The 14,095-nt window shown below is 64.9% G+C and carries 9 protein-coding genes; all 9 read left to right on the top strand.

Translation table 11 applies throughout. The features are described 5' to 3' along the window. The first annotated feature begins 66 nt into the window (after positions 1-66). The 9 genes from ACF8GF_RS15920 to bcsC are packed head-to-tail and all read left to right on the top strand — an operon-like array spanning position 67 to position 13,776. Complete coding sequence (locus tag ACF8GF_RS15920) at positions 67-1,557, top strand: BcsE family c-di-GMP-binding protein (protein WP_176684161.1); 1,491 nt, start codon at positions 67-69, stop codon at positions 1,555-1,557. Next, a complete protein-coding gene (gene bcsF, locus ACF8GF_RS15915) occupies positions 1,554-1,739 on the top strand; it encodes a cellulose biosynthesis protein BcsF (protein WP_176684142.1) in 186 nt (61 codons plus the stop codon). The genes ACF8GF_RS15920 and bcsF overlap by 4 nt, the downstream gene beginning before the upstream one ends. Continuing rightward, complete coding sequence (bcsG, locus tag ACF8GF_RS15910; RefSeq protein WP_176684141.1) at positions 1,732-3,345, top strand: cellulose biosynthesis protein BcsG; 1,614 nt, start codon at positions 1,732-1,734, stop codon at positions 3,343-3,345. The genes bcsF and bcsG overlap by 8 nt, the downstream gene beginning before the upstream one ends. Beyond that, on the top strand, positions 3,342-3,560 hold the full coding sequence (bcsR, locus tag ACF8GF_RS15905; protein WP_176684140.1) for a cellulose biosynthesis protein BcsR: 219 nt from the start codon (positions 3,342-3,344) through the stop codon (positions 3,558-3,560). Before bcsG ends, bcsR begins: the two co-directional genes overlap by 4 nt. Next, positions 3,557-4,264, top strand: a complete 708-nt coding sequence (gene bcsQ, locus ACF8GF_RS15900) for a cellulose biosynthesis protein BcsQ (protein ID WP_176684139.1) — start codon at positions 3,557-3,559, stop codon at positions 4,262-4,264. Before bcsR ends, bcsQ begins: the two co-directional genes overlap by 4 nt. Next, a complete protein-coding gene (gene bcsA / locus ACF8GF_RS15895; protein WP_176684138.1) occupies positions 4,261-6,870 on the top strand; it encodes a UDP-forming cellulose synthase catalytic subunit in 2,610 nt (869 codons plus the stop codon). Before bcsQ ends, bcsA begins: the two co-directional genes overlap by 4 nt. Next, positions 6,867-9,155, top strand: a complete 2,289-nt coding sequence (gene bcsB, locus ACF8GF_RS15890; protein WP_392487531.1) for a cellulose biosynthesis cyclic di-GMP-binding regulatory protein BcsB — start codon at positions 6,867-6,869, stop codon at positions 9,153-9,155. Before bcsA ends, bcsB begins: the two co-directional genes overlap by 4 nt. Beyond that, positions 9,155-10,270 carry a cellulose synthase complex periplasmic endoglucanase BcsZ gene (gene bcsZ, locus ACF8GF_RS15885; protein ID WP_392487530.1) on the top strand — a complete coding sequence of 372 codons (1,116 nt, stop codon included), beginning with the start codon at positions 9,155-9,157 and terminating at the stop codon, positions 10,268-10,270. Before bcsB ends, bcsZ begins: the two co-directional genes overlap by 1 nt. Further along, a complete protein-coding gene (bcsC, locus tag ACF8GF_RS15880; RefSeq protein ID WP_392487529.1) occupies positions 10,258-13,776 on the top strand; it encodes a cellulose synthase complex outer membrane protein BcsC in 3,519 nt (1,172 codons plus the stop codon). The genes bcsZ and bcsC overlap by 13 nt, the downstream gene beginning before the upstream one ends. The last annotated feature ends 319 nt before the right edge of the window (positions 13,777-14,095 follow it).

The following is a 14,095-nucleotide window of genomic DNA, read 5'->3' as shown; positions in this document are numbered from 1 at the left end:
GTGACACATTCCGCCTTCAAACCGTTTCAATTTACCTTTTGCAGAGCCAGTGTTTTGACTAATGGAATGCAGTTGTTGGCGATTTCCGGCCTGAGCGTCGAGAGCAGCCAGCTTCATCAACAAGGACTGTACTGGTTAGCCTGTGACGCCGCCGAAGACGCCTCCTTGCTATGCCGCCAGGTAGTCGAAGGCCTGCCCGATAATACCAGGGCAGCCTTGATCGCCGATGCGCAAGCCATGGATGACGTGCTGGGTGCGCTCGACGCAACGCGCGGCCCGGCCGAGCTGGCACTGTATGAGGCCAACTCGCAAGCCACCCGTTATCTGGTTGAAGACCTGCCTCGTCTTGATGCCCATGGGCGTGTGCTGGTGCTGCTGGCACCGGCACACGCCTGGCTGGATAGCGAAGTCGAGCACTGGTGCAATGCGCTGCGCACGGCATTGTTGGCTGAAGCGGCGTTGCTGCTGGTCGTCAGTGGGGGGCAGAGCACTGCCTTGGTCGAGCGTCTGCGCGTTTTCAACCAGTGCCTCGACGGCCTGGGGCAGGTGTACCGCGGCAAAGGTGGGGTACGCTACCTGCAGCATTTCTGGAGCAGCCCGCTTGGCAAAGCCGCCACCCGGGACATGGAGCTGACTCGGCTGAGCGCGGGCTTTGCCGTTGCTGCCGCGCCTCAGGCACCCAGCGACACCGGTGGTGACGAGTTGCTGTGCCTGGCCCAGCGCCCGGTACTGGAAGGCGCGCCAGCCTTCTCCGAACACTGGCAGGTCTGCGAAAGCTTTGAGGAACTGGGGGGCAAAGCCAGCCGGGCGGTGTCTGCCACGGTGATCTTTGCCATGGACGGTGGGCAGCGTCTGGATAGCCTGGCGCGCCAACTGCACCACCTGCGGCAGTCGCGTGGCAACGCCTTGAAGCTGGTCGTGCGCGAAATGGCGCCGACCCTGCGTTATCAGGACGAACAGTTGCTGCTGGCTTGTGGTGCCAGCCAGATCGTGCCGTTCGGTGCCAGCTTGTCACGCTTCCTGACCATGGTGGAGAGCATCCAGGGTTACGTCTGGCGTCGACACCTGCCAACCGACTTCGATGCCTTGCTGGCACGTCTGCGGCCGCTGGCCATCTGCGGATTGGTAGCGCCACGGGCGTTCGCCGATGCAGTGCAAAGCATGTGGCACGGGGTGCGCAACGGCGAAATCGTCCACCAGTTGTTGGTGTTGCGCCCAGCGCCCGGCCTGACCCCGCTACAGGCTTGCTCGCGTACGGTATTCCGCCGTGATGGCGACATTGCCTGCGTGGTTGGCGAGGTGCTGTTCCTGTTCCTGTTCGCTTGCCGCTCCGAAGGGGTCGAGCAAGCGCTTGACCACATTTTCCAACTGTCATGGAAAGAGTTGTTCATCAGCCAGGAAGTGCTTGCCGGCGTCGACAGCCTGGCCACTCCGGCCTTCCTTGACAGCAACCTACCGCAGCCACCCCGGAGCGACACAGTGGCGCAACTGCCTGCACAGGCATGGTCGGCGCTGGCACCGCGCAAGGTAGGCCTGGCCAAGCGGGGCGACGCATGAACTTCGTGCAACTGCTGCAGGTGGTCGGCATTACCGCACTCGTCACGCTGGGCCTGGCCTTGTTGCTAGTGCGCCTGAGTTCGGCATTACGTGGCGGGTTGCGCCGCCGCCTTCCCCCCCGCTATCTGAAACCGCTGGGCGTACGCCGCCGCGCTGCACGCCAGGAACCCCAGAATGACTAATACCACCATCACCCTACCGGTACTGGCCCGCTGGCCTGGACTGGGAGGGTGGAACCTCTATTTTTTTGCAAAGTTTCTGCTGGTCGCACTTGGCATGCTCGACTTCCAGGCGCTGCCGAACCTGTTGTTCGCTGCGTTTCTGCTTGTCCCTTTGCCGGGCAAGTGGCTGCGTATTGCCCGGCAACTGCTGGCGGTGCCAATCGGCATCGCGCTGTTCTACCAGGACACCTGGCTGCCACCCTTCAGCCGCCTGCTTGCGCAGCCGGGGGTGCTGGACTTCTCGTGGGACTATCTGCTCGAGCTGCTGGGCCGCTTCATCAACTGGAACCTGCTGGGGGCGCTGGCAATGTTGCTGGTGGGTTACCTGTACCTACGCCATTGGCTGCGCCTGAGCACCCTGAGCCTGCTGGGGTTGGCATGGCTGTCGGTCGGCGGCTTGCCGTTGCTGGGTGCAAGCCAGGCGCCCGGCGTGGCGGCGCGCACCGCAGCCGAACCCGCGCCAGCCACTGCAGTAGCCGACAATGCCGCGCTCGACAGCTGGCTTGAGCGCTTCTTCGCCAGTGAGCGCGAGCGGGTGACGGCGTTCCCGGCCGTGAATGCCGATGAGCAACCGTTCGACCTGCTGGTGATCAACATCTGCTCGCTGGCCTGGGATGACCTGTCTGCCGTGGGGCTACGGGACAACCCGCTGTTGTCGCGCATGGACGTGATCTTCGACCAGTTCAACTCGGCGACCTCCTACAGCGGCCCGGCCGCCATCCGTGTGCTGCGAGCCAGTTGCGGGCAGTCGTCGCACGCTGGCCTGTACCAACCGGCCCCGGAGCAGTGCCTGTTGTTCCAGAACCTGGCCCGGCTGGGTTTCCAGAGCAATACCTTGCTCAACCACAGCGGCCGGTTCGACAACTTCATCGGCGACATTACCCAGCAGCACATGCCGCAACCGGGCATGCGAAATACCGACTTCCCACGGGCACTGGTGGGCTTCGACGGCTCGCCGATTGCCAGTGACCTGGATGTATTGCGCCGTTGGTGGGGGCAACGCAAAGGTACCCCGGACGAGCATGTGTCACTGTTCTACAACAGCATCAGCCTGCATGACGGCAACCGTATCGTCACTGCCGACGGCGGTACCCGCGTGGCCGACTATGCCACCCGCGCCAATCGCCTGTTTGGCGAGCTTGGCACCTTCCTTGACGAACTGGAGCGCAGTGGCCGCCGGGTAGTGGTGGCCATTGTCCCTGAGCATGGGGCCGCGTTGCATGGTGACCGCATGCAGTTGTCTGGCATGCGCGAAATTCCCACGCCGTCGATTACCCATGTGCCGGTCGGCCTGAAGTTCATCGGCATGGGCCAGCCTGCCCGCAACGAGCCGCTGCGGGTCACAGCTGCCACCAGCTACCTGGCGTTGTCCGAGCTGATCTCGCGTGTGTATGCGGGCCTCGGCCAGCAGCAGGTGCTGGATGTGCCCGGCCTGCTGACCGACCTGCCAACCACCGAGCAGGTTGCCGAAACCTCTGGCGCACAGGTGCTGAATTACCAGGGGCGTGCCTACATGCGCCTGCAAGGCCAGCCTGACTGGCAGCCGATCCCCAAGGAGCGCCCATGATCACTGGCAAGTCAGACCCGTCCGACCGTAGCGACGATATTGCCCAGTTGCGCCAGCACCTGGACATGCCAGAGCTGAACTATCAGGACATCTCGATGCTGGTGGGCGTTCAGCAGGCCCTGCAGCGCTGGCCATTGCTGGGTGAAAGCTGCAGGGCCAGCAGCGACGATGCGCTGTACGCGGCTGTCATCCAGCGCGAGAGGGTCGCGCCATGACCAGCCTGGCATTGCATGGGGTGCGCGGAGGCCTGGGGCGCAGCGCCTTGCTGGCTGCATTGGGCTACGCGCTGCAGGGCGTGGGCGAACGGGTGCTGTTGATTGACCTGTGCCCCAGCAACTTGCTCGGGCTGCACTTCAACCTGCCGCTGAATACATCCGAGGGCTGGGCGCTGGCCGAGCGGGAAGGGCGGCCATTCAGTGATGCCGTGTACGAGGTGCTCGATGGCCTGTGCCTGCTGCCGTACGGCAACCTGGCCGACGGTGCGCAGCACCGTGTGCCCGATGCGCAGTCATGGCGCGCCCGCCAGGTCGAGCTGGCCAAGCATTTCGACTGGCTGTTGTACGACCTGCCGCAATTGCCGGGCGATACCGCCGGCAACGGCATCGAGACTGATGTACGGGTACTGGTGGCGGAAGCCGAAATGGCCAGCCATCTGCTGCTCGGGCGCCGCCCGGTCGAGCACTTCGACATGCTGCTGGTCAATCGCTACGACCCGGCCAGCCGCTTGCAGAGCGACCTGTTGATGGTGTGGCGTGATCTGTTCCGTGATCGCTTGCCGATCCAGGTGGTCCATCGCGACGAAGCCTTCCTCGAAGCGCTGGCGTACAAGGCACCTCTTGGCCTTTACGCACCGCAGAGCCTGGCCTGCCGTGATGTGCAGAGTCTGGCGGTGCGCTGTCTGACGAGGCGCCAGCCGTGACCCTGACCCCTCTGTCGGCCTATACCTGGTTCACAGTCCGTGGCACGCGCCTGCCGGTTGCATGGCTGTTCACCCTCGGCGTGTGGCTGGCCTTCCTGTTCCTGCGCCTGGAGTCTCCTGCCTGGCAGGCGCTGCTGGCCGAGCGCCAACGCCTGTACCCGCAACTGGCGGGCAAGCGCCCCACGCTGGGTGACCCGCTACGCCTGTTGATCCAGAGCCTGTGGTTGCTGCTGCGGCGCCAACCGCAGGCACGTACTGCAGGGCCTGGCCGCCGCGCATTGGGCGCGGTGCGCATGCACCTGCGGGGGGCAGGCGGGGTGGCGCGCCACTACCGCGGCCTGCTGATCGATGCACTGCACCAGGTGCCTGCGCGCTACCGCGCCAGTGCTTTCAGGCACGAAGCCTCGGCACGCCTGCGCGGCCTGAACGCGGTTGCCCGGCGGACGTTCTACAGCGTGCTGACGGTGTTCGCCCTCAGCCTCGCCCTGCTGTGTGTGACCGAGCCGTTCGGCTACCTGGCGCAGCTGATGTTCATCTGCCTGCTGCTGGTCATCGCCATGCTGGTGCGACACATGCCGGGGCGTTTCCCGACTTTGATGCTGATCGTGCTGTCGACCATCATCTCCTGCCGCTATCTGTGGTGGCGCTACACCTCGACCCTGAACTGGAACGACAACACCGACTTGGTATTCGGGGTGATCCTGCTGGCGGCAGAAACCTATTCGTGGTTCGTGCTGATCCTGGGTTACATCCAGACCAGCTGGCCATTGCAGCGCAAGCCGGCGAACCTCCCGGCCAACACCAGGCACTGGCCAACCGTCGATTTGCTGATCCCCACCTACAACGAAGACCTGTCAGTGGTGCGCACCACGGTAATGGCCGCGCTGGGCCTGGACTGGCCACGCGAGTGCCTGCGCATCTACATCCTCGATGATGGCCGCCGCGACACGTTTCGTGCCTTTGCCGACGAAGTGGGGGTAGGGTATATCGTGCGGCCCGACAGCAAGCATGCCAAGGCCGGTAACCTCAATCATGCGCTGGGCGTCACCGACAGCGAGTTGATCGCCATCTTCGACTGCGACCATGTACCGGTGCGCTCCTTCCTGCAACTGACCGTGGGCTGGTTTCTCAAGGACTCGAAACTGGCGCTGGTGCAGACACCGCACCATTTCTTCTCGCCTGACCCGTTCGAGCGCAACCTCGGCTCGTTCCGCCGCCGCCCCAACGAAGGGGAGCTGTTCTACGGCCTGATTCAGGATGGCAACGATATGTGGAACGCGGCGTTTTTCTGCGGCTCTTGTGCCGTGCTGCGCCGCACCGCGCTGGAAAGCATCGGTGGTTTTGCCGTCGAGACCGTGACCGAAGATGCCCACACCGCCCTGCGCCTGCATCGCCAAGGGTGGACGTCGGCCTACCTGAGCATTCCGCAGGCCGCGGGCCTGGCCACCGAAAGCCTGTCGGCGCACATCGGCCAGCGCATTCGCTGGGCCCGTGGCATGGTGCAGATCTTCCGCACCGACAACCCGCTGTTCGGGCGTGGCCTTAGCCTGTTCCAGCGGGTGTGCTACGCCAACGCGATGCTGCACTTCCTGGCCGGCCTGCCGCGGCTGGTGTTCCTGACGGCGCCTCTGGCGTTCCTGTTGCTGCATGCCTATATCATCTACGCACCGGCATTGATGATTCTGCTGTACGTGCTGCCGCACATGATCCACGCCAGCCTGACCAACTCGCGGATGCAGGGCAAGTACCGACAAACCTTCTGGGGCGAGGTCTACGAGACCGTACTGGCCTGGTACATCGCCCGCCCGACCACGGTGGCGCTGTTCGCGCCGAAAAAAGGCACGTTCAACGTCACCGCCAAGGGCGGCCTGATGGAGCAGGAACAGTTCGACTGGCGCATCGCCCAACCTTACCTGTGGCTGGCGGCGCTCAACGTGGTGGGTCTGGGTTTTGCGGTGTGGCGTCTGTTCGCCGGCCCGACGTCCGAAATCGGCACGGTGATCGTCAGCTCGCTGTGGGTGATCTACAACCTGCTGATCATCGGTGCCGCAGTTGCGGTGGCCGCCGAAGTGCGCCAGGTGCGCCGCGCCCATCGGGTGCAGATGCGCTTGCCGGCGGGGTTGATGCTGGCCAGCGGTCATGCCTACCCCTGCACCCTGGTCGACTACTCCGACGGTGGTGTCGGCCTGCAGGTACAGCCAGGTCTGGAGCTGAACCCGGGGGAGCAGGTACGCCTGCTGCTCAACCGCGGCCAGCGTGAGTTCGCCTTCCAGGCGTGTGTCACCCGTACGGTCGGGCAACACGTGGGCCTGGTGTTCCACGACCTCGCCCTGCAACAGCGCATCGATCTGGTCCACTGCACCTTTGCCCGCGCCGATGCCTGGCTTGGCTGGAACGAGCAGCACGAGGTCGAGCGCCCGCTGCGCAGCCTGATCGATGTGTTGAAGCTGGGCGGCGTCGGTTACGTGCGCCTGGTCGAGCACATGCCGCCATGGCTGCGGGCGTGGTTGCGCCCACTGCGTTCGCTGGCGCTGTGGCTGGCCAGCTACTGGCCCCGCACACCGCGGGCCATCCCTTCCATGAACCCTGTTGATCGAGACGCATGATGACTGGTTATCCCGCGCGTACCTGGGGCCTGGCGATGGCGCTGTTTACCGCCTTGTCGCAGAGCGCCGCTGCTGCTCCTGTAGCCCCGCTTGCCGAGCCTGCGGTACCCACAACCACGGTACCAAACTGGCCGGTTGTGAAAACCTTCGAGCAGCTTGGGCATGCGTCCGACAGCCTGCTGCTGGGGGTACGCAACAGCGAGCATATCGAGTTCGGCCTGCGTCGCGATCGCCTGGCCACCGATGCCAGCTTGCAACTGGACTACACGCCTTCGCCAGCCTTGCTGCCGAACCTGTCGCACTTGCGTGTCTACCTCAACGACGAGCTGATGGGCGTAGTTCCGGTGGAAAAGGAGCAGTTGGGCCAGCGTGTACGTCGCCAGCTGCCGTTGGACCCGAAACTGCTCGGCGACTTCAACCGGGTACGTCTGGAGTTTGTCGGACACTATACCGATGTCTGCGAAGACCCGGCGCACAGCGGCCTGTGGCTTAACCTTAACCGCAAGAGCCAGGTACAGTTGCACGAGCAGGCGCTGGTGCTGGAAAACGACCTGGCGTATTTCCCGTTGCCGTTCTTCGATACTCGCGACACCGGCAAGGTAGTACTGCCGGTGGTGTTCAGCGGCGTGCCGAGCCTGGGCGAGCAGCGTGCGGCAGCAATCCTGGCATCCTACTTCGGCAGCCAGGCCGGTTGGCGCAAGGCCAGCTTCCCTGTGCTGTACAACCACCTGCCGGCCCGTGGCGAAAAACCTGCACCGAGCATCGTGTTTGCCAGCAACGACCGTCGCCCGGCGTTCCTCGCCGATCTGCAGCAGTTCCCGCCAGTCGACGGCCCCGTGCTGCAGGTGATCGATCATCCGGACGACCGCTTCAGCAAAGTGCTGCTGGTGCTGGGCCGTAACGACGACGACCTGATCAAGGCCGCCTCGGCGCTGGCGGTCGGCAACAATCTGTTCCGTGGCGCGCGCGTCAAAGTGGAGCAGATGACCGCGCTGCAACCGCGTCAGCCCTACGATGCGCCGAACTGGACGCGCACCGACCGGCCGGTGCGATTTGCCGAACTGATGGATTACCCCGAGCAACTGCAAGTCAGCGGCCTGCAACCGCGGCCGGTGACACTGGAACTGAACCTGCCGCCCGACTTGTTCGTCTGGCGCAACCAGGGTATTCCGCTGCGCACCCTGTACCGCTATACGGCGCCAGCGGTGACCGACGAATCGCGCCTGAGCATCAGCGTCAACGATCAGTACATCACCAGCATGCCGCTGATGGGCAATGACCGGCGCGGCGGTACCCTTGAGGAAATGCGCCTGGCAGTGCTGTCCGGTGACAACACTGCATTGACCGAGAACTCGCTGGTGCCGGCGCTGAAGATTGGCGACCGCAACCGCCTGCGCTTCGACTTCAGCTTTGCCAGCACCCTGGGCAGCGCCCAGCGCGATCGCTGCCAGACCTCGCTGCCGGTGGACGTGCGTGCAGCGATCGACGACAACTCCACCATCGACCTTTCCGGTTACCACCATTACATCGCCATGCCCGACCTGCGTGCATTCGCCCGCAGTGGCTTCCCGTTCAGCCGCATGGCCGACCTGTCCGAGACGCTGGTCATCATGCCGGCCAAACCTACGGCGATGCAGGTCGGCACTTTGCTCGACACGGTTGGCGGGTTGGCCGGACAGATCGGTTACCCGGCGCTTGGCCTGCAATTGATCGACGACTGGCAACAGGCCGCAGCGGCAGATGCCGACTTGCTGCTGATCGGCAGCCTGCCCGAGGCCCTGCGCGATGCGCCCAACCTTGGCCTGTTGCTCAGCGCCCAGCGTGACTGGTTACTGCAGGGCCGCAGCGCATCGTTGCCCGGTGGCCAGCGTTTCGATACTGAGCCGGTGGCTGCAAGCAGCCGCGTGGCGGTCAGCGCCCAGGCGCCGATTGCGGCCATCACCGGGCTGAAGTCGCCGTTCCACGAGCAGCGCAGTGTTGTGGCCTTGCTGGCCAACAGCGACAGCGATTACGCATTGCTGCGCGACGTGCTTGGCGATGTGGGCAAGCTCGATGCGGTGGCGGGTTCGGTAACGCTGGTACGCAGCAGTGGCGTGAGCAGCCAGTTCGTCGGCGAGCACTACTTCGTGGGCGCGCTGCCGTGGTGGCTGCTGCTGTGGTTCCACTTGTCCGAGCACCCTGTGTTGCTGGCGGTGATCGCGGCTGTTTGTGTGGTGCTGTTCGCCTTCTTGTTGTGGCGGGCACTGCGCTGGGCTGGCAAGCGCCGCTTGGGTGAGGCGGGGTGATGAAGCGCCAGATGCTGGTAGGGCTGGTCGCCTTGGGCCTGCCCGTTTTCGCCACTGCCGGGTCGGTTTGCCCATGGCCTGCCTGGGAGCGGTTCAAGGCCGAGCTGGTGAGTGTGGATGGCCGGGTCATCGACCCGAGTGACGAGCGCCTGATCACCACCTCGGAAGGGCAGAGTTACGCGCTGTTCTTCGCCCTGGTAGGCAACGACCGGCAAACCTTCGCGCAGTTGCTGCGTTGGACCAGCAACAACCTCGCCGAGGGTGACCTGGCCCGGCATCTGCCTGCCTGGCTTTGGGGCCGTGACGGGCAGCAGCAGTGGCAGGTGCTGGACGCCAACAACGCCAGTGATGCCGACCTGTGGATCGCCTACAGCCTGCTGGAAGCAGGGCGGTTGTGGGACCAGCCGGCCTACACGCAGCTGGGCCAGCACCTGCTGTGGCGTATCGCCGCGCAGACCGTGCGCAAGCTTCCAGGCCTCGGTGTGATGTTGCTGCCAGGTGACTACGGCTTCGAAGACGCCCAGGGTACCCGCCTGAACCCCAGCTACCTGCCGCTGCAGCTGCTCGACCGTTTCAGCGAGGTGGACCCATTGTGGGGTGAGCTGGCGGCCAACACGCGGCGTTTGTGGTTGGCATCGTCGCCAAAGGGCTTTGCCCCGGACTGGTTGCTGTGGACGCCGGCCGGAAAGCCAGCGGCAGACACGAAACATGGCAATGCCGGTGATTATGACGCCATTCGCGTGTACCTGTGGGTCGGCATGTTGGCCGAGGGGGCGGCGCAACGCCGCGAACTGGTGGCCCATTATGCGCCGATGGTGGCATTGACCCAGCGCCAGGGGCTACCTCCTGAGCACCTGGATACACGCAGCGGTGAAGCCCGCGGCCATGGCCCGGCGGGTTTCTCTGCGGCCTTGCTGCCATTGCTTGCTGCCTCGCCTGAGCACGTGGCCGGCTTGGCGGCCCAGCGCCAGCGCTTGCGCGAACAGCCGATCGAGGCCAAGGCGTATTACAGCCAGGTGCTGGCGCTGTTCGGCCAGGGCTTCGACGAGGCCCGTTACCGTTTTGACCCGCACGGCCGCCTGTTGCCGGCCTGGAGCGCGCCATGCAGCGAATGATCGGCGTGTTGATGCTGGCGGCAATAACCTGGCAGGCAGATGCGCAACCCAAGGATATCGATGAACAGCGCCAATGGCTGCTGGACCAGGTACGCCGCGGCGAAGCGCTGCACCGTGACGACCTGGTGCGCGATGCGCTGGGCCGTTTGCAGTTGCTTGAACCGCGCAACCCGGACGTGTTGCTGGCGGCCTTGAGCCTGGCATTGCGCGAGAAGAACAGCAGTGAAGCCGAGCAGTTGAGTGCGCGGATCAGTGCCGTTGCGCCTGGCAGCCTGCAAGCACGTCAGGCCAGGCGCCTGCTTGAACTTCAACAACCGGCGCCTGCGCGGCGCTTGCAGCAGGCGCGTCTGCTGGCGGTTACCGGCCGTAACGAAGAGGCGCTGGCGGTGTACGAACAGTTGTTTGCCGGCGAACCACCCAGCCTTGAATTGGCCCTGGACTACTGGCGCGTGCGCGGCAATCTGCCAGGCCAACGCCCAGAGGCGATCCGCCAGTTGCAGCGGTTGGATCAGCAGTATCCAGGCAGTGCCGGGCTGCGCCAGACCTTGGCTGGCTGGTTGTTCGCCGAAAAGCGTGACCGCGAGGCCTTGGCCCTGCTCGATCAGCTGGCGCGAGACCCCGGTGCACGGGATGCCGCTGCCCAGCGCGAGTTCGACTACCTGTCCGGGCAAGCCGTGAGTGCCACCAGCGCGGCGGCCTGGCAAGCCTTTCTTCAGCGTTACCCGGCTTCACCGTTGTTGGCACAGGCCAGCGAGACCTTGCAACAGCAGCGCAAGCTGCTGGCCGACCCGGCATGGCAGGCCGGTCAACGGGGTAAGGCGTTGCTCGACAAGGGCCGTAATGTCGAAGCCGAAACGCAGCTGCGCCGCGCCCTGCGCCAGTACCCGGGCGATGCCAGCCTGCAGGGGGCCCTGGGTTATGCGTTGATGCGCCAGGGCCGCCATGAAGACGCCCATGCTGCGTTCCGCGCGGCGAGCGCCAAGGAGCAGGACACCTACCGGATCAGCCAATGGAAGGACCTGGAGTCGTCCAGCCAGTATTGGGCCCTGCTGAAAAAAGCCGAGCGGGCCCTGGCGGCGAAAGACGTGCGCGGTGCGCGCACACTTTACCGGCAGGCTCGCCAGCAACGGCCAAAGGATGAATACGCGTTGTTGGGCCTGGCAGATGTCTCGCTGGCCGAGGGCGATGTGGCGGCTGCCGAGCGGCAGTACCTGCAGGTACGGCGTATGGCGCCGGATAACGAAAGTGCCGTGCGTGGCTTGATGCGCGTTTACCAGGCGCAATCGCCAGGCAAGGCGCAGGCATACCTGGACAGCCTGCCCCCACGGCAGCAGGCGCAGTTCGCCAGCCTGCGACGCAGCCTGGAACTTGCGCGGTTACGCCAGCAAGGGGACGAAGCCCTGCAGCGCGAGGACTGGTCGACGGCCAGCCACGTACTGGGCCAGGCCGCGGCTCTGGCCCCCGATGAGCCTTGGCTGGTGTATCAGCTGGCCAACAGTCTGCGTCACCAAGGGCGCAATGGCGAGGCCGACGGGGCATTTACCTGGCTGGTGCAGCACCAGCCACGTGATCCGGCAACGCGCTATGCCCACGGCCTGTTCCTGGCGTCCAGCGACCGTGATGCCTTGGCTCTGGACAGTCTGAGGGCGGTACCTCAGGCGACCTGGAGCGCGGACATGCACGCGCTGGAGCAGCGTGTTCAACGGCGTATGACCCTGGCCTCTGCGCAGCAGTTGCAGGCACAAGGCCGCAGTGCCGAGGCGACAGCCTTGCTTGAAGCCGGCCTGGCGCGTGGTGAAGGTAGCCCGGACGACTTGATGCTGTTGGCTGACTGGGCAGCAGCGCGTGGTGAACATGGCAAGGCGCGCAGCTATTACCAGCGTGTACTGGTCGTGCAGCCTGGGCGTCCTGATGCACGCCTTGGGGTGATGGAAAGCGCAGTGGCCGAAGGCAACCTGCAGCAGGCCCGGCACATGCTGGGCGTGAAGGTGCCACAATTTGCCGCTGATGACGGCAACGCCCAGCGGCGCCTGGCGGCGGTGTGGACCGCGTTGGGCGAACACGATCAGGCGGCCAGGCTGCTTGACCGTGTTGCAGCGCAGCAGACGCGCCCCGATCCGTTGTTACGGCGCGACGCCGCCCGCCTGGTAGCGCAGGATGATCCTCAACGAGCACTGGACCTTTATGCGGCGGCGATGGCCGATGCACAGTTGCTGGACCGTGCTGCCGTAGCGCCACGGGATGACCGTGCATTGACCCTGGCCAGCCGCGAGCAGGATGGCGACGACTGGCTGGCCCGCAGCCTGCGCAGTGATGTGGATGCCCTGTATCGCCAGCGCAATACCCATGTGACGCTGATGCATGACTACGGCTGGCGCGAGGATGACGGTACGCCCGGCACGTCGGAACTGAGTACCCAGTCGACCTTGTTGCATGTCGACACTCCTTGGCAGGAGGGCACCGCGTTTGCGCGGGTAGAGCGCATTGGCATGGATGCGGGGTCGTTCGAGCCGAACGATCAGGGGCGCTACACCCCCGACTTCGGCAGTTGCCAGTTTGTTGGCCAGACCGCTGACGGCAAAACACTGCCCGCGTGCACGGGGGGATCGCAGACTGCAAGCGGCAGTCTGTTGGCGTTGGGTTGGCAGGGCAGCCGCTGGGCGTTCGACCTGGGCACCACCCAGGGCTATGCAATCAACAACTGGCTGGGCGGCGCAACGGTCAACGGTGACCTCGGGCAGGTTGGCTGGTCGCTGACCGCCTCGCGCCGGCCGATGAGCAATTCATTGCTGTCGTTCGCCGGCGCACGCGACCGCCCGACGGGCGTGCGCTGGGGCGGGGTCACTGCCAATGGCGCCACGCTCGGCCTGAGCTGGGACCAAGGTGGCGACAACGGGGTGTGGGCCAGCCTGGGGCACCATTGGCTGTACGGCGAAAACGTGGCCGACAACCAGCGGACCCGGGCCATGGCCGGCTTTTACCACCGCGTGGTGGAAAAGGCCGACGAGCGTGTGCGTGTAGGCGTGACGCTGATGCACTGGCGCCACGACAAGGACCTGGGCGGCTACAGCCTGGGGCAGGGCGGTTACTACAGCCCGCAGCGTTACAGTTCGGTGGGCGTGCCGGTCAGTTATGCCTGGCGCAACTACGACTGGTCGCTGCTGCTGGAAGGTTCCGTCAGCTGGTCTCAGGCCCATAGTGGCAGTAGCCGCTTGTACCCGGACGCACACATCAACCGCAAGGTACTGGCGCAATATAGCGTCGATTCCAACCTTGATGCGATGACTGAAGCCAGCGACAGCAGTGGGTTGGGCTACCGCCTGCGCGGGCTGTTCGAACGGCGCCTGAGTGACCAGTGGGTACTGGGCGGCGGCTTCGACTGGCAGCACAGCGATGACTATGCGCCTAGCCATGGCATGCTCTACCTGCGCTACCTGTTCGAACCGTGGCGAGGCAACCTGGCCCTGCCGGTGACACCACTGGAGCCTTACAGCGAGTGGCGGTGACGGCAATCGCGGCGTTGCAAGGGGCGCGCCTGCACGGGGCGATGCGGGCCAAGGGTTGACACCAGGCACGCCGCCCCACCATTATCCAGCCATACCTACGCAACGGGCTTGCCAGCATGTCCCCATCCAACCACGCCATTTCCGCTTCGGGCTTCATCGCCCAGGCAGGCGCGTGCGTTGCCGTTGCCAAGAAATCCAAGAAACAGCCGCTCATCTGACCGAGGCGCGCTGTCTCGTCAGGTGGGCTGACGAGACAGAAGGCGCCAGGTATCCCTGCCACCACCTCCACTCTTCGCCCTGCTGACGCTGACTTTCGGTC

Origin of the sequence: Pseudomonas sp. yb_5 (genome assembly GCF_043103865.1) — a bacterium.
Lineage (GTDB): Bacteria > Pseudomonadota > Gammaproteobacteria > Pseudomonadales > Pseudomonadaceae > Aquipseudomonas > Aquipseudomonas putida_Y.
This window is presented reverse-complemented; position numbering and strand designations above follow the sequence as displayed.

Bases quoted from the DNA above. Each gene is read 5' to 3' on its own strand.
- ACF8GF_RS15920 (WP_176684161.1), top strand. From the start codon at position 67: ATGCAGTTGTTGGCGATTTCCGGCCTGAGCGTCGAGAGCAGCCAGCTT.
- bcsF (WP_176684142.1), top strand. From the start codon at position 1,554: ATGAACTTCGTGCAACTGCTGCAGGTGGTCGGCATTACCGCACTCGTC.
- bcsG (WP_176684141.1), top strand. From the start codon at position 1,732: ATGACTAATACCACCATCACCCTACCGGTACTGGCCCGCTGGCCTGGA.
- bcsR (WP_176684140.1), top strand. From the start codon at position 3,342: ATGATCACTGGCAAGTCAGACCCGTCCGACCGTAGCGACGATATTGCC.
- bcsQ (WP_176684139.1), top strand. From the start codon at position 3,557: ATGACCAGCCTGGCATTGCATGGGGTGCGCGGAGGCCTGGGGCGCAGC.
- bcsB (WP_392487531.1), top strand. From the start codon at position 6,867: ATGATGACTGGTTATCCCGCGCGTACCTGGGGCCTGGCGATGGCGCTG.
- bcsZ (WP_392487530.1), top strand. From the start codon at position 9,155: ATGAAGCGCCAGATGCTGGTAGGGCTGGTCGCCTTGGGCCTGCCCGTT.
- bcsC (WP_392487529.1), top strand. From the start codon at position 10,258: ATGCAGCGAATGATCGGCGTGTTGATGCTGGCGGCAATAACCTGGCAG.